A 21415-nucleotide genomic window follows, 5' to 3' on the forward strand; every position below is an offset into this window, starting at 1 on the left:
AAATGGACATTCGGACGCAGTTCCTCGACGGCATGAGCCGGGCCGCATTTTGCGTCAACGTCGTGACGACGGATGGTCCGGCGGGACGCGCCGGCGTGACGGTCTCGGCGATGTCGTCGGTCTCTGCCGACGGCAGCACACCGACGGTGCTGGTCTGCATCCATCATCAAAGCAAGACGGCGACGGCCATCGTCGACAATGGCGTGTTCTGCATCAATATCCTGCGCGACGACCAGGCCGATATCGCCGATCATTTCGGTGGCCGCAGCAAGTTCGGCGGCGACGACAAGTTTGCGCATGGGAGCTGGCTCGCGACCGGGACCGGCGCGCCGCGCCTCGCCGAGTCCGTGGTAGCGTTCGACTGTCGGGTCGTGTCGTCCGAACGCGTCGGGACCCATCACATCTTCATCGGCGCGGTCGGCTCTGTGACGGTGGGCTCGGGCGCGGCCTTGATCTACGCCGATCGCGTCTACGGCCGTGCGCATCCGATCGCTGCGTCACAGGCGTAATCATTGCTTTCTTCACGACATCAGGACCAGTCGATGACCCACAAGCGTATTCGCAAGTTCAACACCAAGGAAACATACCCCGAGCAGAAACTGGACAATGATTTGTGCCAGGTCGTGGTCGCCAAGGGCAGCATGGTGTTCGTGCGTGGGCAGGTCGGCCAGGATCTCGACACCGCCGTCAATGTCGCGATCGGCGATGCCGCCGGCCAGACCGAGCAGGCGATGAAGAACGTCAGGACGTTGCTGGCCGAGGCGGGTGCAGAGCTCGGCGACATCTGCAAGATCACGATCTACATCACCGACCCGCGCTATCGCGAAGCGGTTTATCGCACGATCGGAGAGCACCTCAAGGGGGTGTTCCCGGTCTCGACCGGAATCGTGGTGTCGGCGCTGGCGCGGCCGGAATGGCTGGTCGAGGTCGACGTGACCGCAGTCATCCCCGACGGTCGATGAGGGCTGCATGACCTTCTCCCTGACGGCGCGTTGCCCGGACACTGGAATGTTCGGAATGGTGATCTCGTCCTCGTCTCCGGCGGTCGCGGCGCGCTGTGTCCATCTGCGTGCCAAGGTCGGCGCGGTCGCGAGCCAGAACATCACGGACCCCGCGCTTGGGCAGATCGGTCTCGACCTGCTGGCGCGTGGTTTGAGTGCGCGCGAGGTTTGCGACGCGCTGGTCGCGTCGACGCCGTTCATTGCCTACAGGCAGCTCGTGGTCGTCGATGCTCGGGGACGGACCATGTCGTATTCCGGCAGCAACACGCTCGGCATTCACGCCACCCATGACGGCGAGGGCGCGATCGCGGCGGGCAACATGCTCGCCAATGCGCAGGTGCCGGCCGCCATGGTCTCGGCTTACCAGGGCAGTGGCGGCAAGCCGTTCGTCGAGCGGCTGCTGTCGGCGCTTGAGGCCGGGATGGCCCAGGGCGGAGAAGCAGGTCCCGTTCATTCGGCGGGCCTCTGCGTGGTGCGCGACGTATCCTGGCCGATCGTGGACCTCCGGGTCGATTGGAGCGATGGCCCGATCGAGGCACTTCAGAAGCTCTGGTCGGTCTACCAGCCTCAGGTCGACGCCTACATCGACCGGGCGAAAAATCCCTCGGTCGCGCCCGGTTTCGGTGTCGCCGGCGACGACAGGACCTGACCTGTCGCGTACCCATGCTATAGTCGGCTTCGTGTAATCGGATGCAGGGGCCGAGCAGAAGCTGATGAGATATACGCTACGCCAGATCGAGTATTTCATCGCTACAGCGGAGACCGGGAGCATCACGCTGGCGTCGGAGCGCGTGAACATCTCGCAGCCTTCGATCTCGACGGCGATCGCGCATCTGGAGGAGGAGCTCGGAACCCAGCTGTTCGTGCGCCGGCACGCGCAAGGACTGTCGCTGACATCGGCAGGACGCGTTCTTCTGGTGGAAGCGAAGCGGCTGATCGAGCAGGCCGAGCAGGTCTATTCGGTGGCTTCCGAGGTGGGAGAGCGCGTCCGTGGCCAATTGTCTCTGGGAAGCCTGGTCACGCTGGCACCGATGGTGATGCCGGAGCTATCGCACTCGTTCACGTCCACCTATCCGGAATCGCGCATCATCCAGACGGTCGCCGACCATGAGCAATTGCTGGAGCGCCTGCTGCGCGCGGAGCTCGATGTCGCCATCACCTATGACCTCCTGATCCCCGACGAGTTCGAGTTCCTGCCGCTGGCGAGCCTGCCGCCGCATGTGGTGGTCAGCGAAGCCGGTCCTTTGGCGCGCCACTCCGCCGTGAGCCTCCAGGAGCTAGCGCGTGAACCGCTGATCCTGCTGGATCTGCCGATCAGCCGAGAATACTTCCTCAGCATGTTCATCAAGGAAGGTCTCGAGCCGAACATCGTGTCGCGTTCCACGCATCAGGACGTGATCCGGACCATGGTCGCCAATGGCTACGGCTATACGCTGGCGAACGTCCGGCCGCGCTGCGAGATTGCGCTGGACGGACGGCGTGTGTCCCGGGTTCGGTTGTCCGGCGACCACAGGCCGATGGTCATCGGCGTGCTGACCCTGGCGCAGGGACGGAAATCCCGACTGGTCGACATGTTCGAGCAGCATTGCCGCCGTTTCGTCTCCGACGCCTACATCCCGGGTATGGTCGCCCCTGTCATGGAGCGCCGCACCTTCCGCGGACTGGTGGAGGGCGAACAGAGCCGGCCCGAAAAAAGCACGCCGGACTGAGCGGCTGACGTCGCCGCGGTCTTGAGGTCCGGCAGCCCATATCGAAATCCGTCGAACTCCATAGGTTTTTTCGATTTTCGTCCAGATCGCACTGCTGGCTAGTGTTCGTGCGTCCGTGCGAGTTCCGACTGGTATGCGTCGTGCATCGTCACCGGTCGAAGCGAGAGCGGACTGTATTGGGCAGAGGTGTGAACGCATCCATGACGAAACCGACGATCTATTTCCTCAATGGTCCGAACGCCAATCTCTACGGCCTGGATCGCAGCGGAACCTATGGCCGCGAGAGCTTCGTCTCGATCAGGAAGCGCTGTGAAGATCATGCCGCCACGCTTGGGCTGACCCTCGATTTCCGTCAGTCGAACCATGAGGGCGTCCTCGTCGACTGGATCCAGGAGGCGCGGGAGAAGGCCGCGGGCGTCGTCATCAACGCTGCCGGACTCACTTACACCTCGGTTGCGATTCTCGATGCGCTGCTCGCATTCGAGGGGCCGATCATCGAGGCGCATATGAGCAATATCTGGAAGCGCGAGCCGTTCCGGCACCATTCCTATGTGTCGCGCGCGGCGACGGGTGTCGTTGCCGGTCTTGGCGCGCTCGGCTACGAGCTGGCCCTGACGGCCGTCTCGCGGCTGATCGCGGAGCGAACGGCTCAATGACATCCGAGTTGATGGCGTTCTACAGCGCCCACGATGATTTCGAGGCGTGGCGCGCAGCGCTTGCGGCCGAGGACGTCGAATTGCGCCAGGCCGATGATATCGAGGAGGTCGGCCGCGTCCGGCACGCGCTGGTCTGGAAGCCGCCGCATGGTTTTTTCGCGCGCTTTCCCAATCTCGATCTCGTCGTCAATCTCGGCGCCGGCGTCGATGCGCTGGTCGGGCGCTCCGACCTGCCTGACGTGCCGATCACCCGCCTGTCCGATCCGAAGATGGCGCGCATGATGGCGGGCTACGTGCTGTTCGCGGTGCTGCGTCATGCGCGCGGTATTCCGACGTTCGAACGGGCGCAGCGCCAGCGGCGCTGGCACTACATCCATCCGCGCGATCCCGAGACGATCAATGTCGGCGTGCTCGGTCTTGGCGAGCTCGGCCTGACCGCCGCGATGGAATGTGCACGGCAGGGCTTTCGGGTGCGCGGCTGGTCGAACTCGCTGAAGGCGGTCGACGGCATCGAGACATCGGCCGGCCCTGATGCGCTGGAGGCTGTGCTGGCGAGCAGCGATATCCTTGTCTGCATGCTGCCGCAGACCGCAGCGACAAGCGGGCTGCTGGATGCAGCCAGGCTGGCGCAGATGAGGTCGGGAGCTGCCTTCGTCAACGTGTCGCGCGGCAGTATTGTCGACGAGGCGGCGCTGATCGAGGCGTTGCGAACCGGCCATATCGCCGAGGCGACGCTGGACGTGTTCGCAACCGAACCGTTGCCGTCGGAAAGCCCGCTCTGGACCATGGACAATGTGCTGATCACACCGCATCTGGCATCGATCGCGCTGCCGGCGTCCGCTGCACGGCAGATCGGCGAGAATGTCCGTCGTTCCCGGACCGGCGAGCCGCTGCTAGGTCGCGTCGACCCCGGGCGGGGCTATTGATCCCGGCCCGAACAGGCCGCCGATCGCGAAGGCATCGCGCGTGTAGTCGGCGAAGCTCTGTACCGCCGGACGCGGCGTGTGCCGCTTCAGCCGCAGCACCGTGACGTGGGTTGGCGGCAAGGGCTCGACGATCGGGACCACGGCGATGCGGCTGCCGTCGTAGCCAACGGTCGTGCGCGGCACCGCATTGTGGATCGAATAGCCCTGGCCATGACCGATCAGCCCCCGGATCATTTCGAACGAGCGGCTCCGGAAGGCGACGCGCGGCTCGATTCCGGCGGCGGCAAACAGGCCGAAGAAGTAGTCGCGTGAATGCGGCAGGTCGAGCAGGATGAACGGCTCGTCGCGCAGTTCCCCAAGGCTGATTGCAGAGCGCCTTGCCTGCGGATGGTCGGCCGACAGCAGGATGTAGGGCGGCAGCTCGCATAGCTTGTCGCCCGCGATGTCGTCGGGCATGGCGAACGAATAGGAGAGGGCAAGCTCGGTCCGCCCCGACATCAGGGCGTCGATGATTTCCTGTTGGTTGCCTTCCTCGAGCTTGACCGAGATGCCGGGCTGTCGCTGGCGAAAGCCGGAGAGCAATCCCGGCATGAAGCGCGTGGCCAGGGTCAGGAAGCTCCCGACCACGATCTCGCCATGAAGCGTATTGCCGAGGGACTGTGCACTTTGCGCAAAATCGCGCGCATGGTTGAGTAACAATCGTGCATCGTTGACGAGACGCTGGCCGGCCGGAGACAACGTGACGCCTTTCGCCAGATGGCGCACGAAGACCTGAATGCCGAGTTCGGCCTCGATCTGGCTTAGCGCAGCCGAGATCGAGGGCTGCGAGACGTTCAGGCGTTTGGCCGCCTCGCTCACACTCCCCGCGTCGGCCGTTTCGACCATGTACCGAAGGGCGCGGAGAGAGAACCTCATCGCGTTTTCCTATGCATCTCCAAAGATAATTATATTTTCCTTATGCTAGCTGCTCCGGCACCCTTTCGTCCAGTGCAACAGGAGCCGATCGATGATCCGCACGGGCGAAGAGTACAAGCAGGGCATTCGCGATGGCCGCGAAGTCTGGATCGATGGTGAGCGTGTCAAGGACGTCACCACGCACCCGGCGCTGAAGCCGATCATCGACATCAAGGCGCGCATGTACGACATGGCGCATGAGGAGCGCTACAGCGGCGATCTGACCTATGTCGAGGGCAACGAGCGGCATTCGATCTTCTACCGGCCTCCGCTGGTGCAGAAGGACTGGCACGACAAGATCAAGGCCCTCGATCATTTCATGAAAGATGTCTCCGGCGTCGTTACGCGGGTCGGCGACGAGACCATCGGTGAGATGTGGTCGCTGACCGATGGTCGCGACGTGCTGGCCGAGATCGATCCGCGCTTCGCACCGAATATCGATCGTCATATCCGCGCTGTGATCGAGAAGGACGTCTTTCACGTCTCCGCCAACACCGATCCGAAAGGCGATCGTTCGCTGCCGCCGCAGCAGCAGGACCCCGATATGATGGTCCATGTCACGCGCGAGACCGACGCTGGCATCGTCATCCGCGGCGCCAAATACGAGACCGCGGCGGCCTATGCGGACCAGGCCTACCTGAAGCCCACGGTCGGCGCATGGTCGACCGAGAAGCTGTCGGACTATGCGGTCGGCTGCATCGTCAAGATGGGCGCGCCCGGCGTCAAGCACATCTGCCGCAGCGGTTTCGCCAGCCGCGGCAACCCGCAGGACTATCCGCTCGCCAACCGTTTCGACGAGGTGGAAGCGCTGGTCGTGTTCGACGACGTTCTGATCCCCTGGGAGGACGTCTTCTTTTATCGCCATACGCGCGCCGCCCAGTTCGTGCGCTCGACGCTGCATCGCTATTCGGCGTTTCCTTACGTGCTGCGCCTGCTCTATGTCGCCGACATGATGATCGGGGCGGCGATGTGGAATGCCAAGCAGACCGGCCTCGAAAAACTGCAATCGGTGCGCGAGAAGCTTGCCGATCTCGTCTGCTACCGCGAGGGCATCAACGCGCATCTCACCGCGTCGATCGCGATGGCCGAGAAGAGCTCCGGCGGGCTGTTGATGCCGCAGCAATCGATGCTTTACGCCGGACGCGTCTTTGCCTGCTCGCAGCTGCCGACGATGATGCACATCGCGCGGGAATTGTGCGGCGGCCAGATCTGCATCACGCCCAATGTGAGCGCGTTCGATGCCAAGGGCAGCGGAGAGTGGCTGAACAAGTTCTATTCCCTGAACGATCAGTGGCAGGCCGATGATCGCCGCAAGCTGCTTGCCTTCGCGCGCGACCTTCTCAATTCGGACTATGCCGGTCACCGTCTGACCTTCGTGCAATTCGCCCAGGCGCCGCACTTCAATCATCTGGCCGCTGTCTACAACAGCTTCGACTTCTCCGGCCCGCTCGATTTCGTCAAGAAGTCAGCCGGCTTGTCGGACCGCATCGATGGAAAGAGCGAATGAGCTGGCCTGCTGCGCGCGTGGATGCTGCCGCGGTCCATATCAGACTGCTGCTCGAACAGGCATCAACGGACGGAGCATGACTCTCGTTGTGACAAGCCTGGCTCCTGGAGGTCTCGCCAAGCTGACGGAGATCGACATGATCGCTGAGGCTTCGATGATTTGATCGCGTCAGGGCTGATTGACCGTCAGCTTTTCACAACATCAGCGCTGATCTCTCGGGAGAGGGATCGGTGCGTCTGTTTGTGCTTTTTCGCATGTATTTTCAATGTGTTATGGATCGAAATGGCATGCCGTTTGCTTGACCGTTGATGTCAAACATTGTTGGGAGGGTTCGAGATGAAAAATGTCCTGAAGCACTTCGTGATGGCGCTGTCGTCGGTGCTCATCATCGCTGGCGGGGCGTCCGCTGCCTCAGCTGAGGAGAAGCTCGTTGTCAGCACCTGGGGCGGCAGCTTTCGCGATTTGATCGACGAGTCGATCGCGAAGAAGTTCACGGCGGAGACCGGCGTCAAGGTCGAGTATGTCACGGGCGGCACGATGGACCGGCTCAACCAGGCCAAGCTGGCTGCCGGCAAGCCCGAGAGCGACATCACCTTCACGACTGCGCATGTCGGCTGGCTCTACGCCAATGACAATCTATTCGAGAAGCTCGATCTCTCGAAGATCCCCAATGCCGCGCATCTGGTGGAACAGGCCAAGATCAGCCCATACCACATCGGTGCCTGGGCCTATGTCTATACGATCGGCTATCTGCCGGATCAGTTGCCGAAGGGCGTCAGCTTCGACAGCTGGGAGGGGCTTTGGAATCCGGCGCTGAAGGGCATGATCTCGTCACCCGATTTCGATCCCAGCCACGTGATCGCCGTTGCCGCAAAATTGTCCGGTGCCGATGCGGCACATTGGGAGGCCGGCAAGGACAAGCTGAAAGCGCTGAAACCGAACTACAAGGCGTTCTACACCAACGACGCCAACAGCCAGCAGATGTTCGCGACCGGAGAGACGCCGGTGCAGGTGGTGCTGTCGATGAACGCCTATTACATGCGTGATCAGGGCGTTCCGATCAAGCTCGTCATTCCCAAGGAAGGCGCGGTGCTCGGCGTCGACACCATGGGCATCACCAAGGGCACGGCCAAGGCTGATCTCGCCTACAAATTCATGAATATCGCACTCGATCCGGCGGTGCAGGCACAGATCGCCAATCTCAAGAAGGGAAGTCCGGTGGTCGACAACGCCAAGCTCCTGCCGGAGGTTGCCTCGCTCCCGGGCGTGTTCACGACGCCCGATCAATGGGCACATCAGACCCTCATCATCGATCACAAGCTGCGTGCCGAAAAGACCGCCGAGTGGCGGAAATGGTTCGCCGAAAACATGATGGCTCCCTGAGCGAAGGCAGCGGCCCGGCCGAAGCCGGGCCGCAATGTCCCGCGCGGAGTTCGCCAAGGAGTCGTCATGACCAAGCGCCCGTTTCTGGGATGGTTCGTCTCGCCGGCCGGGCTTGTCGCGCTGGGGCTGACGGCCGCGATGGCGGCCGTGTTTCAGTTCAGCATCAGGACCTATATCCCGGGCTCGCTGGAGGTGGGCGGGTTCACGTTGCAGAATTTCGCGGCCATGCTCCGGCCGCTCTATGCGCTCGCGTTCTGGAATACGATCCTGCTCTGCTTCGAGACGGCGGCGTTCACGTTGTTCCTGGCCTATCCGCTGGCCTATGCGCTAGTTCGCACCAGAAGTTCGGCGGTGCGCTCTTTCATTCTGATCGCGGCGGTGACGCCGTTGTTCCTGGGGGAGGTGGTGCGGACCTATTCCTGGATGATCGTGCTCGGCAATAACGGCTTCCTGAACACGCTGCTGGTCAAGCTCGGCCTCGTCGAGCGTCCGGTGCAGATGATGTTCACGGCCGGCGGTGTGATCGCTGCGCTGGTCCATGTGACGATGCCGATCATGGTCATCATGCTGGCCGCAGGTCTGTCGCATATCGACCGGAATTGCGAGAAGGCGGCGGAGAGCCTCGGCGCGGGACCGATCCGCGTCTTTCTGACGATCACGCTGCCATTGTCGATGCCGGGCATCGTCGCCGGCTTCTCGACGGCCTTTGCCTGGACGTTCAGCGCCTTCGCGACGCCGCAATTGATCGGCGGCGGCAGGGTCAGCACGGTATCGACGCTGATCTATCAGCTCGGCTTCTCGTCCTTCAACTTTCCCTTTGCCGCGAGCCTGTCGATCATCGGCCTCGCGCTGTCCCTGGCCGTCATCGCATTGCTGAGGCAGGCGACGAGGCCGCTTGAACGACTGGCGAGCGCGACATGAAACGGTCCCCCGCCGTCATGGCGCTGAGATGGTCGGGGCGCGTGCTCGTCGCCGCGATCCTGCTGTTCGTGCTGCTGCCCGGCATCGTTGTTGCCGTGACTGCGTTCAACGACCGTGCAATTCTGGCGTTTCCGCCGCAGGCATGGTCGCTGCGCTGGTTCTGGCGGGCATTCTCCTACAGTGATTTTGGCCGGGGCTTCTGGAACGGCCTCACGGTGACGTTATGGGCCTCGAGCATTGCGCTGGTCGTCGGCGCAGCCTTTGCGATCGCGATCCATCGCTATAATTTCGTGCTCAAGTCGGTGCTCGAAAGCATCCTGCTGTCGCCTCTGATCATTCCGCATTACACCATCGGCCTCGGCGTGCTGATCCTGGCCTCGCAGACCGGCGCGGGGCGCGGTTTTCCGCTTGTCATCCTGACCCATGTGCTGCTGGTGCTGCCATTCGTGATGCGCAGCACCTTCATCTCGCTGGAAAATCTTGACAGCCGGCTTGAGCTTGCGGCGTCCAGCCTCGGCGCGACACCGGGCCGTATCTTGCTGACCGTGACGATCCCGCTGCTGCTGCCGGGGCTGGTGAGCGGCTGGCTGTTTGCCGCGATCCTGTCGTTCAATGAGTTTACGGCCACGCTGTTCGTCAGCAGCCAGGCGACGCAGACGTTGCCGGTTGCGATGTACAATTATGTGCGCGAGTTTGCCGATCCGACGCTGGCTGCACTGTCGGTGATCTATATCGCCGTCACCGCGTTGCTGCTGAGCCTCGCCAACGCCTTCCTTGGTCTCGAGAAGATCCTCAATGTTGATGCACACTGATCGGATGGGCGTAGCCGCGAGCGGCGAGGCGGGCCGGCAAGGCCGGCCAGCGGTGCAGCTCGACGGCGTGACCAAGCGCTTCGGCGACTCCATGGCCCTTCATGAAGCCTGGCTCAAGATCCAGCCGAGTGAGTTCATGACCCTGCTCGGGCCATCCGGCTGCGGAAAGACCACGCTGCTCAATCTCGTTGCCGGCTTTCTCGAAGCCGACAGCGGCGAAATCTTCATCGAGGGCGCTCTGGTCACCGAGACGCCCGCCCATCAGCGTGAGATCGGCATCGTCTTCCAGAATTATGCGCTGTTTCCGCATATGAATGTCGCCAACAATATCGCCTACGGGTTGAAGACCCGCGGGATCGACAGGAAGGAGATTGCGCGCCGGGTCGACGAGGCGCTGGCGCTGGTGAAGCTGGACGGATTCGGTGACCGCAAGCCGCGGCAGCTGTCGGGCGGCCAGCAGCAGCGCGTCGCACTGGCGCGCGCGCTCGTGATCAAGCCGAAGGTGCTCCTGCTCGACGAGCCGTTCTCGGCGCTCGACAAGAATTTGCGCGGAGCGATGCAGGTCGAACTCAAGCAGATCCAGCGCGAGCTCGGCGTGACCACGATCTTTGTGACCCACGACCAGGGCGAGGCGCTATCGATGTCGGACCGCATCGCGGTGATGTCGGCGGGGCGGATACGCCAGATTGCCGCGCCTGGCGACGTCTACCGCCGTCCTGCGGATCGTTTCGTTGCATCCTTCGTCGGCGATGTGAATGTTCTGACTGGATGTCTCGTCGAGCGGCGCGGAGAGGTGGCCATCGTATCCGTTGGTGACATGCGTCTCGAGGTTCCGGCGGCGCCGCTCGCGCAGGCGGCGATGGGTGATGTCGTGGACGTCTTCATCCGGCCGGAGCATCTGGCCGTAACGTCGGCAAGCACGCCGGCGGCGCTGCGTGGAACGGTGACCACGCAGGTCTTTCAGGGCGATCACATCGACCTCTACATCGACGTCGCCGGCGTTGCGCGCGAGCCCGTCCTGTTGCGCGCCCCGGGGATCGCGGCGCTGTCGTCCTGTCCCGTCGGCACCGAGGTCGGATTGATGGTCGGCTCCGACGACGTCGTGGCGTTTCCGCCCGAAGCGAGCGAGTAGCTTCGCCGGCGAAGCGCAGCAGGTCCATCCTCTCAAAAGGGTTTCGAGGCGGGCCCATAGGGCGTCGTTCTCCTGGGGCGGCCGGCTGGTGCGCGGGCAACCTCAGGGAGTGGACAGCGCTAACCTCTGTGTAACGAACGGTATGCCTCGCACCGCAATCCGGTGCCTCAATCCGGTGCCTGCCCGTACGGGCGATTGACAGGCAATTATTACATGTCTAAAAATATGCAAATTCATATAATTCACGAGACGCCTGAATGGACGCGCATCCGCTCAAGCTCAAGGTCAGGTCGTATGCCGCGGAGACGCCGTTCATACGGAGCCTTGTGTTTGGCGTGGAGGAGGGCGTTTTGCCGCGATGGCAGCCGGGCGCACATATTCGCGTCGCGCTCCCGAATGGAGGCGACCGGCCGTACTCGCTGATGGCTCTGCCGGGCCTCTCCGAGGGTGCGCTGGCGCTCGGGGTGCTGCGCGAGGAGGCCTCGACCGGCGGCTCGCAGTTCATGCATGCGCTGAAGGTCGGCGATGTCGTGAAGGCAAGTGCGCCGGCGAACAATTTTCATCTGCATGAGGGAGCCGCGCCCGCGCTGCTGTTTGCCGGCGGAATTGGCGTCACGCCGATCCTGTCGATGGCGGCAGAGCTCACCGCCCGCGCAACGCCGTTTCGCCTGCATTACGCGGGTCGCACCCAGGGACTCTTGGCGTTCCTGCCGCATCTGCACGAGATTTGCGCCGAGCGGCTCTCCATCCACTACGACAGCGACGAGTCCCGGCTGGACATCGCGGCGGCGCTCGGCGATGCCGCCGCAGAGTCTCATATTTACGTCTGCGGTCCGGCGGGCATGATTGAAGCGGTCAAGGCGGCCGCACTCGCCGGGGGCATTCCGGTGGACCGCGTTCACTACGAGCTTTTCAAGGCGGAGCAGCCATCCTCGCCCGACATGCCCTTCAAGGTCGAGATCAAATCGACCGGGCAGATCGTCGGCGTCGCAGCCGGGCAGACCATCATCCAGGCGCTGGAGGCGGCGGGGCTCGACGTGCTCTACGACTGCCAGCGCGGCGATTGCGGCATCTGCCAGTGCGGCGTGATCGCAGGGGTGCCCGACCATCGCGACGTCATCCTCAGCGACGACGAGAAGGCCTCCAACAAGGTCATGCAGATCTGCGTGTCGCGCGCGAAGTCGGAACGTCTGGTGCTGGATTTGTGAGGGAGGCGAGGGACGCCATGGCGAAATACGGAAGGGATGCCCACGCGATTGCCGCGCTGGTGCGCGAGGCCGAGGTGCATCGCGACGTCTATGTCGACCCCGAGATCTTCGAGCTCGAGATGGAGCATCTGTTTCCGAATAGCTGGATCTATGTCGGGCACGCCAGCCAGCTATCGAAGCCCGGCGATTTCATCACCGCCACGATCGGCCGGCAGCCGGTGCTGGCGAGCCGCCACACCGACGGCTCCATCCATGTGTTCTACAACCGCTGCCCGCACAAGGGCGTGAAGATTGCTTCCGAACCCTGCGGCAACACCGGAAAGTTCTTCCGCTGCCCCTATCACGCCTGGTCGTTCAAGACCGACGGCTCGCTGCTCGCGATCCCCTTGAAGAAGGGCTATGAGGGCACCGGCTTCGGCGACACCCAGGCCAATGAGGGCCTGTCGAAGGTCAGGAACGTCGTCATCCATCGCGACTTCATCTTCGCGCGGCTCAGCGATACCGGCGTGTCCTTTGAGGATTATTTCGGCGAAAGCCTTTCGACCATCGACAACATGGTCGACCGCTCGCCGGAAGGGAAGCTCGCCGTGATGGCGACGCCGATCCGCTACATGCACACCTGCAATTGGAAGATGCTGGTCGAGAACCAGACCGACACCTGTCATCCGATGGTGGCGCATGAGAGCTCGGCGGGCACCGCGGTCAAGGTCTGGAAGCGCGAGCAAGGCTCCTCCACGGAGACGCCGATGGCGGTGCAGCTCTACGGTCCCTTCATGAGCCCGTATGAGTTCTACGAACAGAGCGGCATCCGGATCTGGCCGAACGGCCACGGCCATACCGGCGTCGCCAACTCCATCCATTCCAACTATCAGGATATTCCGGGCTATCTCGATCAGATGGTCGCAGCCTATGGCGAGCCGCGAGCGCACGAGATCCTCGGCGAAGTCCGGCACAACACGGTCTATTTTCCGAACATCATGGTGAAGGGGGCCGTCCAGATCCTGCGCAATTTCATTCCGATCGCGGTCGACAGGACGCTGGTCGAGAGCTGGGTCTATCGCCTGGTCGGTGCACCCGACAAGCTCTACGAGCGGGCGCTGATGTATAACCGCTTCATCAACGCGCCGACCTCGATCGTCGGCCACGATGACCTCGAAATGTACGAACGGGCCCAGGAAGGGCTGAAGTCGAACGGCAACCAATGGGTCAATCTGCGGCGGCTCTACGAGAACCATGAGGAGCAGGACGTCACGGCCGTGATCAACGGCACCTCCGAGCGGCAGATGCGAAACCAGTTCCACGCCTGGGCGAAATTCATGACCATGGACATGGACAAGCGCGTCGAGGCCGCGGAATGATCAGCGAGAAGACCATCACGGACCTCATCTATCTGGAAGCCGAGCTGCTCGACACGATGCAATGGCAGGCGTGGCTCGATCTGTTTCACCCGGAAGGACGTTACTGGATGCCGCTCGAATGGCAGCAGCAGGATCCGGTGCTCCAGCCGTCGCTGATGTACGAGGACCTGCTGCTGCTCAAGGTCCGGGCCGAGCGGTTGGCCGGCGAGCGGACCTTCAGCCAGAAGCCGAAGAGCCGCTGCCATCATCTGCTCCAGGCACCGCGGATCGTGGCCTGCGATGCGGAGGCCGGCGTGTTCAAGGCGCGGACGTCCTATATCTACACCGAGACGCGCGGCGATCTGCTGGAGCGTTACTCGGGATGGGCCTCGCACGAATTCGCAGAGGTCGGCGATGCCCTGAAGATCAAGCTCAAGCGGGTCGATCTCGTCAATTTCGACGCGCCGTTCGGCAACATCCAGCTTTTCATGTGAGACGATCTTGACCGCTGCGACCACAGTCTACGCCCGCTTTCATGAAACCGCGCAGCGCCGCGGCGATGCGGGCTTCCTCAACGTGCTGCCGGAGACATCAGGCATCTACGGCATCGCCGCGGGGGAAATCTCTTACCGCGCGATGCTCGATCGGGTCGAACGCTGGCGGTCGGCCTTTGCGAGCCGCGGCTATGGCGAGGGTCACCGGGTCGGGCTGCTGCTCCAGAACCGGCCGGTCTTCATCGAGCTGTGGTTCGCCCTCAATGCGCTCGGCGTCTCCGTGGTGCCGATCAATCCGGATTTGCGGCTTAGCGAACTCGAATACATCATCGCGCATTCCGAGATGAATGTGGCGTTCGTGCTCGCCGAGCGGCGCGGCGAGGTGGAGCTGGCGGCGCATCAGGCAGGCTGGCCGATCCCGGTGGTGACCGACAGTGACGACGTGCCCGAACCCTTCGGCGGCGCGCGGCCTTCGACCGCCGGAAACGAGGCGAGCGAATGCGCACTGCTCTATACGTCGGGGACGACGGGGCAGCCCAAGGGCTGCGTGCTCACCAACACTTATTTCCTGCATTCCGGCAACTGGTATCGCGACGTCGGCGGGCTGATCTCTCTCAAGCCCGACGTTGAGCGCATGATCACGCCGCTGCCGCTGTTCCACATGAACGCGATGGCGGTGTCGCTGATGGCGATGCTGTCGGTCGGTGGCTGCCTGACCATGCTCGATCGCTTCCACCCGCGCAGCTGGTGGGCATCGGTGCGCGAGAGCCGCGCCACCTGCCTGCATTATCTCGGTGTGATGCCGTCGATGCTGATGAGCGCGCCGCCATCCGAGCAGGACCGCGCGCACAGTGTGCGCTTCGGCTTCGGCGCCGGTGTCGACAAGCTGCTGCATGCGCCGTTCGAGCAGCGCTTCGGCTTTCCCCTGTTGGAGGCCTGGGCGATGACGGAGACGGGCAGCGGCGGCGTCATCGCCGCCAATGTCGAGCCGCGAAAGATCGGCACCTCTTGCTTCGGCCGCCCGGCGCCGGAGGTTGACGTTCGCATCGTCGATGACGGCGGCAATGACGCGCCGGTGGGAATGCCGGGCGAACTGCTGGTGCGGCGGGCGGGCGCGGACCCGCGCTACGGCTTCTTCCGCGAGTACCTGAAGAATCCGACCGCCACCGCCGAGGCGTGGGACGGCGGCTGGCTGCACACCGGCGATATCGTGTCGCGCGATGCGGACGGCGATCTCCATTTCGTCGATCGCAAGAAGAACGTCATCCGCCGCTCCGGCGAGAACATCGCCGCAGTCGAGGTCGAGTCCGTCCTCAACCGCCATCCCGCCATCCGGCAGGCCGCGGTCGCGGCGACGCCTGATCAGGTGCGCGGCGACGAGGTTGCAGCGGTCATCATCACTGAAGAGGCCGGCGCCGACCGCGCGCTCGCCGAGGACATCGTCCGCTGGAGCCTGGAGCAGATGGCCTACTACAAGGCGCCGGGCTGGATCTGCTTCGTCGACAGCCTGCCGCTGACCGCAACCGAGAAAATCCAGCGCGGCGGTTTGAAGGATTTTGTCGCCAAGCTGATGCGCGATGGAGCTTTCTTTGATCTCCGCGACCTCAAGAAGCGGCAGGTTTGATCATGGGCGAGATCCGCACCACACTCATCACCGGCGGCAATTCGGGCATCGGCGAGGCGCTGGCGAAAAAGCTCGTCGAGCGCGGACAGCGCGTGGTTTCGGTCGGGCTGGAGAAGCCCGCCTGGACCCATGCTCTGCTCGCGGCTTATTGCGCCGACCTGACTAATATCGAAGAGACGCGCGCGATCGCGCAGGAGATTGGCCAGGATCACAGCATCGATTGCCTTGTGCACAATGCCGGCATCATCCTGCCGAACCTGCTGCCGGATGCGAAGCCGGAAGATATTCTGATGCTGGCGCAGTTGCATCTGGGCGCGCCGATGCTGTTGACCCAGGCGGCGCTGGAGGGGATGCGTGCGCGCCGCTTCGGGCGCATCGTGTTCGTCTCTTCGCGCGCGGCGATGGGGGCGGCGACACGCTCGGCCTATGCGGCGACCAAGGCCGGCGTGCACGGCCTGGCGCGGACCTGGGCGCTGGAGCTCGCCGCTGGTGGCATCACCGTGAATGTCGTAGCCCCAGGGCCGATCCTGACCGACAATTTCTGGGGCATCATCCCGAAAGGCTCCGAGCAGCAGGAGCGGATGGCGCGCAACGTTCCGGTCGGGCGGCTCGGCTCGCGCGAGGATGTCGCGCACGCCATCGAATTTTTCCTCGACGAGCGCTCCGATTTCGTGACCGGCCAGGTTCTCTATGTCTGCGGCGGCACCAGCCTTGTAGGCCTCGGCCCCTAGATCTGGTTCTGCCGTATGTTCTCGACCATCTTGGCCAGCACGCGTGCGCAAACCTCGATGTCGTCGGGCTCGATGCCTTCGATCAGCTTGTCGTAGTTGTTCGCCATGATCGGCCAAATCTTGCGCAGCAGTGCCTCGCCCTCCGGCGTCAATCCCACGACACGCCGACGCTGGTCTTCCTCGGCGATCTCGCGCTTGACGAGGCCTGATGACACCATGGACTCGACCATGCGGCTGGCGGTCGACTGCTCCGTGACGGCGAGGACGGCGATCTCATTGACGGTGAGGGTCTTGTAGATGAACAGCACCGACAGCGTCCGGAACACGACGTTGTTGACGCCGTGCTCGCTCAGATCGCGGTTCTGATCGAGGTTCCAGCGATTGGCGAGCCGGTTGAACAGATACGGAATATAGTTCTGCAGCTGGTCTTTCGTCCGCGGCGGACCCGATTTCCATCTGCTCTTGGATTCTTTGGCCATTATTTCTTGCGACTTTGCTTCTTGCTCTCGGAGCGAAGTTTCGAGGAGAGAGATCGCAGCACCGACAACGCGGTGTCGAGCTCGTGGGTCGGGATGTTCTCGAGCCGCGTGCCGAGGTGCTTCTTGTGAACGGCGACCGCCTTCCTGAACAGGGCTTCGCCCTTCGGCGTCAGGCGCACGATGAACGACCGGCGGTCCTCGCTCGACATCTCCCTGCTGATGAGGTCGTCGGCGAGCAGGCGCTGCACCAGGCCCGAGACGTTGCCGCCGGAGACTTTCAGGTTCTGCGACAATTGCCCGAGCGCGAGACCATCCCGGTAGCGATCAAGCTGAGCCAGCACGTCGAATTTTGCGAGCGACAGGCCGAACTCGGAGCTCAGCATCGCATTCAGCGACGCGAACAGCTCGCCATGCAGCGACAGCAATTGCAGCCAGAGCCGGGTTTCAACCTGCCCAGGGACGGGAACAATGTTCTCTTTGAGTGCTGCCGGCATTGCATGACCATCGAGGACAAAGTGTCTCGTCAATTGGAGGAATTATCGCGGATCTTTCGCTCCGATTAGCAACCTGAGAATCGTAGTCAAGATGCCCGATCCTGACGTCTTGTGGGGCGAACGGCAATCCAATCCCGCGTCCCCCTCCGGTGGAATCATGCAAAAGTCTTGATGGTCTGGATCACGCCGTCGAGCTCCTTGCCGGCGCTGTCTTTCAGTGCGGCCTCGCGCAGGCGGCGCGCCCAGTCGGCGGCATCGTCGCGCCGCTCGACCAGCTTGATCGCCGCCAGCGTCTTGTCGAATTTCGACAGCCCGCGGGCGTGGGTATCGGAATAGCCCTTCACCAGGCGGCGGCATTGCAGGATTTCGACACCGAGCTGGTAGTTGGTGCCGACTGCTGCGGTCGCGGCCTTGAGCCATTCATCCCGATGCGCCGTCTCGATGGCGTGACGCAGCGAGCGGCGGCGCAGGCCGCGCAGCCCGGCCACCACATAAAGCGCCAGGAACCAGGGCAGCGAATAGGTTCGCACCCGGCGCCCCTTGTTGACGCGGCGATCGAGCCAGCCGAGCAGGCGCGGCTTGTTGCCAAGCCAGCGGCTAAAGCCCGCGGGCAGCATGCCCATGACCTCCTCCATGCGGGGATGCATGAATTCCGTGGTCTGGAGCAGCTGGCCCTCCGACATATCGAGCTCGCTCTCGATGCGCGCGCGGCGACCGGCGCGGGTCTTGAGGTCGGCGACGCGGATGACGTCGTCATAGGTCATCGCGTTGGCGAGGTACTTTGCCGCGGCTTCCGTGAAAGCGTAGCCCTTGTCGGCACCACCAGAATTCCGGTCGGCCGCGTGCAACGTTTTGAGGATGTCGAGATATTCGCCGCCATAGGCGATGTCCTGGAAATCGACCACCTTCGTCAGGCCGGCGCGGGCCATCGCCAGCGCGGGCTCGGGCAGCTCCTGCTTCAACCTCGCGACCAGCGCGGCGAGATCCGGATCTGGCGTCACGGCGGAGGGGACGGTGTCGGCCTGTTTCGGCTCTGCCAGCGCTGCAACTTCCGGAGCGCCGTTCTTGACCCGGTCAAAGGCCGCTTCGAAGGTGCGAATGCTGGCCTTGGCGCCTTTCTCGCCGGCGCGGATCACGTCGAGATAGCTGTCGCGGCTGAACGGCAGCACGCTGGTCGCGGCGAGTGCGCCGAACATCGCCGCCGAGATGACGCTGCCGTTGGCGATGGCGAGTGCGTTCAAATCGAAGATGATCTCGGTCTTCGCGGCAATCCCGATGGCGCCAGTGACGGCGCCGCCATCGGCAATGCCGTTGCCCGGCGCGATCTTCTCGCCGATCGCAAGCGACCGGTGGTTGGACGCGATCAGCGTGGTGCGGTCCGGCGTCACCAGGCCGCGCAGGATCGATCGGCCGGCCTCCATGAACTCCGCCGCCATCACCACATCGACGTCGCCGGGCGTCGGCATCAGCGACAGGATCGGCTTGCGGCCGTCGAGCGGCGGCATCGCCTCGATGTAATAGATCGTGGCGCCGGTGCGCTGGGCGACGCCGGGCACCGAGGTCGATTGCGCGACCCAGCCATGGTTCTCGGCAAGCTGCACGATCCAGTCGGTCAGCACGCCGCCGCCCTGGCCGCCCATCGCGACGATCGCGATCGAGATAGGCCGCTCGGTTGCCTCGCCTGCGGCGGGAAGGGCCAGCCGGACCGTCTCGTCTCTCATGCCAACGCCTCGAGAGCCGGGCGCCGGCGGTCGCGCCGCCGTTGCAGCCAGCCGATGACACTCATCGCGACCTTGGACTTGAACTTGTCCCAGCCGGTCGGATTGTGAATGACGTCGGCGCGATAGAACGAGGGGCAGAGCACGGCGGCTTCGGAGACCTCGCCGCAATTGCCGCAGCCGACGCAGGAATTGTCGATCGCCGCCACGGGATCGTCGCGCAGGGGATCGTCGAGCTGCTTCACCGACAGCGACGGGCAGCCGGAGAGCCGGATGCAGGCATGGTCGCCGGTGCAGACGTCCTCGTCGACGCCAAAGCGCTCCTTGACGACGCGCGTCCCGTCCTTGATCGCCTTTGATATCTGCGGCTTCACGCGGCGCTGCTTGTTCAGCATGCATTCGGAGGAAGCGACGATGACCTTCGGGCCCTCGTCCTTGGTCGTCAGCGCGTCCTTCAGAATGTCGCGCATCTTGCCGACATCGTAGGTGCGGTCGAGCTGACGCACCCACTGGCCGCCGATGCCCTTCACGGCCTTGGTGATCGAATTGTTGGTATCGCGCCGCGTGTTGACCGCGCGCGACGACAGGATGTCCTGACCGCCGGTCGCCGAGGTGTAGTAATTGTCGACGATGAGGAAGACGCCGTCATGCTTGTTGAACACGGCATTGCCGATGCCGCTGGTCAATCCGTTGTGCCAGAAGCCGCCGTCGCCCATCACGGCGATCGAGCGCTTGTCGGCCTTGACGTTGAAGGCCGAGGTCGAGGCCGGCCCAAGGCCGAAGCCCATGGTGGTCGCGCCGATATTGAACGGCGGCAGGATCGAGAACAGGTGACAGCCGATATCGGCCGAGACATGGTGCTGGCCGAGCTCTTCCTCGACCAGCTTCATCGCGGCGAAGATCGGCCGCTCCGGGCAGCCGGTGCAGAGCCCGGGCGGGCGTGCCGGCACCACCTGCTTGAGCTTCTCGACCGCGGGATGATTGAGCACGGGCGCTGCGTCCGGCGCCGGCGGCCGGTTGCCGAGCAGCCGCGGCTCGGTCTTCTCCAGGAATTCTCTGACGCCGCCGAGCAGGACCTGCGCAGTGTAGTCGCCGCCCATCGGCAGCACGTCCTTGCCATGGATGCGCGCATTGATGTCCCTGCGCCGCAGCACCGTGTTGATCGCCTGCTCCAAATATTCCGGCTGGCCTTCTTCGACGATCAGGATGGCCTCCTTGTCGAGGCAGAACTCGGCAACCTCGGTGTCGATCACGGGGTAGGTGACGTTCATGACGTAGAGCGCCACTTGCGTGTTGCCGTACGCGTCCGACAACCCCAGATATTGCAGCGCGCGGATCACGTTATTGTACATGCCGCCCTGCATGATGATGCCGACCTTGGCGTGCTTCGGTCCCATCCACTCATTCAGTTTGTTGTCGCGGATGAAGTCGATCGCCGCGGGCATCCGCGTCTTGATCTTCTCCTGCTCGTGCTCATAGGCCGCCGGCGGCAGCACGATGCGGTTGACGTCGCGCTTGGGATTGTTCAGCGCGTCCTTGATGGTGTGGGCCGGCTTGCGGTTATCCTTGCAGGCGAAGCTGCCATGCATGTGACAGGCGCGGACGCGCACCTCCAGCATCACAGGCGTGTTGGAGACCTCGGAGAGCTCAAAGCCCTTCTCGATCAGATTGACGATGCACTCATGATCGGGGCGGGGATCGAGCAGCCACATCTGCGATTTCATCGCGAACGCATGCGTGCGCTCCTGCATGATGGAGGAGCCTTCGCCATAATCCTCGCCGACGATGATCATGGTGCCGCCGGTGACGCCGCCCGAGGCGAGATTGGCGAGCGCGTCCGAGGCGACGTTGGTGCCGACGGTGGACTTCCAGGCCACTGCGCCGCGCAGGGGATACATCACCGAGGCCGACAGCATTGCGGCTGCGGCCGCCTCGTTGGCGGAGCTCTGGAACACGACGCCGAGATCGTCGAGCACGTCCTTGGCGTCGGCGAGCACGTCCATCAGGTGCGAGATCGGCGAGCCCTGGTAGCCGCCGACATAGGCGACGCCGGATTGCAGCAGCGCCTTGGTGATGGCGAGGATGCCTTCGCCGCGGAACGTATCGCCATCGCCGAGCCGGAGATCCTCAACCTCGCGAGCAAAGGAACGTTCAGCCATTGCACCCTCCAGAAATATGCGTTAGCATACGTTTATATGTGAAGTAAGTCAACGCCGCGCCATGCTATCACGCTTGCGGACCTCCGCTCCGACAAGGCGGCGCGAAGCTGGTCGCGAGGGCGATGCCGCGGCGCAGGGCCCGGGCATGACGAGCTTGGTCACCATGTTCT

At 63.5% G+C, this 21415-nt stretch carries 21 protein-coding genes; 16 read left to right on the top strand and 5 right to left on the bottom strand.

Features of this window, described 5'->3' with window-relative positions; genetic code table 11:
* Positions 1-2: 2 nt before the first annotated feature.
* From AC1RR3_RS12995 to AC1RR3_RS13020, 6 genes are all read left to right on the top strand, one after another.
* Positions 3-509: a flavin reductase family protein gene (locus AC1RR3_RS12995; RefSeq protein ID WP_492822998.1), complete on the top strand. Its 507-nt coding sequence runs from the start codon at positions 3-5 to the stop codon at positions 507-509.
* Between the two features lie 33 nt (positions 510-542).
* Positions 543-962, top strand: coding sequence for a RidA family protein (locus AC1RR3_RS13000; protein WP_492823000.1), 420 nt, complete (start codon positions 543-545; stop codon positions 960-962).
* A 7-nt stretch (positions 963-969) separates the two neighbouring features.
* Positions 970-1650, top strand: coding sequence for a DUF1028 domain-containing protein (locus tag AC1RR3_RS13005; RefSeq protein ID WP_492823002.1), 681 nt, complete (start codon positions 970-972; stop codon positions 1648-1650).
* Between the two features lie 64 nt (positions 1651-1714).
* Positions 1715-2710 (top strand): LysR family transcriptional regulator, encoded by a 996-nt coding sequence (locus tag AC1RR3_RS13010; RefSeq protein WP_492823004.1) that lies wholly within the window; start codon positions 1715-1717, stop codon positions 2708-2710.
* 200 nt (positions 2711-2910) lie between these two features.
* Complete coding sequence (locus AC1RR3_RS13015) at positions 2911-3366, top strand: type II 3-dehydroquinate dehydratase (RefSeq protein WP_492823006.1); 456 nt, start codon at positions 2911-2913, stop codon at positions 3364-3366.
* The gene (locus AC1RR3_RS13020) at positions 3363-4292 is read left to right on the top strand and encodes a 2-hydroxyacid dehydrogenase (RefSeq protein ID WP_492823008.1); all 930 of its coding nucleotides are present in this window, start codon (positions 3363-3365) and stop codon (positions 4290-4292) included. Before AC1RR3_RS13015 ends, AC1RR3_RS13020 begins: the two co-directional genes overlap by 4 nt.
* On the opposite strand, the gene AC1RR3_RS13025 is transcribed toward AC1RR3_RS13020, so the two are convergent.
* On the bottom strand, positions 4260-5207 hold the full coding sequence (locus AC1RR3_RS13025; protein ID WP_492823010.1) for a LysR family transcriptional regulator: 948 nt from the start codon (positions 5205-5207) through the stop codon (positions 4260-4262). The two genes, AC1RR3_RS13020 and AC1RR3_RS13025, sit on opposite strands and share 33 nt — an antisense overlap.
* A gap of 91 nt (positions 5208-5298) precedes the next feature.
* Between AC1RR3_RS13025 and AC1RR3_RS13030 the strand changes: the two genes are divergently transcribed.
* The 10 genes from AC1RR3_RS13030 (at position 5299) to AC1RR3_RS13075 (ending at position 16395) form a co-directional block, all read left to right on the top strand.
* Entirely contained in the window at positions 5299-6753 is a 1455-nt protein-coding gene (locus tag AC1RR3_RS13030; RefSeq protein ID WP_492823012.1) for a 4-hydroxyphenylacetate 3-hydroxylase family protein, read from the top strand.
* A gap of 336 nt (positions 6754-7089) precedes the next feature.
* A complete protein-coding gene (locus AC1RR3_RS13035; protein ID WP_492823014.1) occupies positions 7090-8136 on the top strand; it encodes an ABC transporter substrate-binding protein in 1047 nt (348 codons plus the stop codon).
* A gap of 66 nt (positions 8137-8202) precedes the next feature.
* Entirely contained in the window at positions 8203-9057 is an 855-nt protein-coding gene (locus tag AC1RR3_RS13040) for an ABC transporter permease (RefSeq protein WP_492823016.1), read from the top strand.
* A complete protein-coding gene (locus AC1RR3_RS13045; RefSeq protein ID WP_492823018.1) occupies positions 9054-9869 on the top strand; it encodes an ABC transporter permease in 816 nt (271 codons plus the stop codon). The genes AC1RR3_RS13040 and AC1RR3_RS13045 overlap by 4 nt, the downstream gene beginning before the upstream one ends.
* The gene (locus AC1RR3_RS13050; protein WP_492823020.1) at positions 9853-11001 is read left to right on the top strand and encodes an ABC transporter ATP-binding protein; all 1149 of its coding nucleotides are present in this window, start codon (positions 9853-9855) and stop codon (positions 10999-11001) included. Before AC1RR3_RS13045 ends, AC1RR3_RS13050 begins: the two co-directional genes overlap by 17 nt.
* Before the next feature lie 257 nt (positions 11002-11258).
* A complete protein-coding gene (locus AC1RR3_RS13055) occupies positions 11259-12209 on the top strand; it encodes a PDR/VanB family oxidoreductase (protein WP_492823022.1) in 951 nt (316 codons plus the stop codon).
* A 17-nt stretch (positions 12210-12226) separates the two neighbouring features.
* Positions 12227-13567, top strand: coding sequence for an aromatic ring-hydroxylating dioxygenase subunit alpha (locus tag AC1RR3_RS13060; RefSeq protein WP_492823024.1), 1341 nt, complete (start codon positions 12227-12229; stop codon positions 13565-13567).
* Positions 13564-14040 carry an aromatic-ring-hydroxylating dioxygenase subunit beta gene (locus tag AC1RR3_RS13065; protein WP_492823027.1) on the top strand — a complete coding sequence of 159 codons (477 nt, stop codon included), beginning with the start codon at positions 13564-13566 and terminating at the stop codon, positions 14038-14040. Before AC1RR3_RS13060 ends, AC1RR3_RS13065 begins: the two co-directional genes overlap by 4 nt.
* A gap of 7 nt (positions 14041-14047) precedes the next feature.
* The gene (locus AC1RR3_RS13070) at positions 14048-15664 is read left to right on the top strand and encodes an ATP-dependent acyl-CoA ligase (protein WP_492823029.1); all 1617 of its coding nucleotides are present in this window, start codon (positions 14048-14050) and stop codon (positions 15662-15664) included.
* A gap of 2 nt (positions 15665-15666) precedes the next feature.
* Complete coding sequence (locus AC1RR3_RS13075) at positions 15667-16395, top strand: SDR family NAD(P)-dependent oxidoreductase (RefSeq protein ID WP_492823031.1); 729 nt, start codon at positions 15667-15669, stop codon at positions 16393-16395.
* Here the strand turns inward: AC1RR3_RS13075 and AC1RR3_RS13080 are convergent.
* The 4 genes from AC1RR3_RS13080 to AC1RR3_RS13095 all read right to left on the bottom strand — a co-directional run bounded on the left by AC1RR3_RS13080 (position 16392) and on the right by AC1RR3_RS13095 (position 21245).
* On the bottom strand, positions 16392-16874 hold the full coding sequence (locus AC1RR3_RS13080; protein WP_492823033.1) for a MarR family winged helix-turn-helix transcriptional regulator: 483 nt from the start codon (positions 16872-16874) through the stop codon (positions 16392-16394). The two genes, AC1RR3_RS13075 and AC1RR3_RS13080, sit on opposite strands and share 4 nt — an antisense overlap.
* Positions 16874-17368: a MarR family winged helix-turn-helix transcriptional regulator gene (locus AC1RR3_RS13085; RefSeq protein ID WP_492823035.1), complete on the bottom strand. Its 495-nt coding sequence runs from the start codon at positions 17366-17368 to the stop codon at positions 16874-16876. Before AC1RR3_RS13085 ends, AC1RR3_RS13080 begins: the two co-directional genes overlap by 1 nt.
* Positions 17369-17523: 155 nt before the next feature.
* On the bottom strand, positions 17524-19089 hold the full coding sequence (locus AC1RR3_RS13090; protein WP_492823037.1) for an indolepyruvate oxidoreductase subunit beta family protein: 1566 nt from the start codon (positions 19087-19089) through the stop codon (positions 17524-17526).
* Positions 19086-21245 (bottom strand): thiamine pyrophosphate-dependent enzyme, encoded by a 2160-nt coding sequence (locus AC1RR3_RS13095; protein WP_492823039.1) that lies wholly within the window; start codon positions 21243-21245, stop codon positions 19086-19088. The genes AC1RR3_RS13090 and AC1RR3_RS13095 overlap by 4 nt, the downstream gene beginning before the upstream one ends.
* Between the last annotated feature and the right edge of the window lie 170 nt (positions 21246-21415).

This window comes from Bradyrhizobium sp. GW821-FHT13H05, from assembly GCF_058804065.1.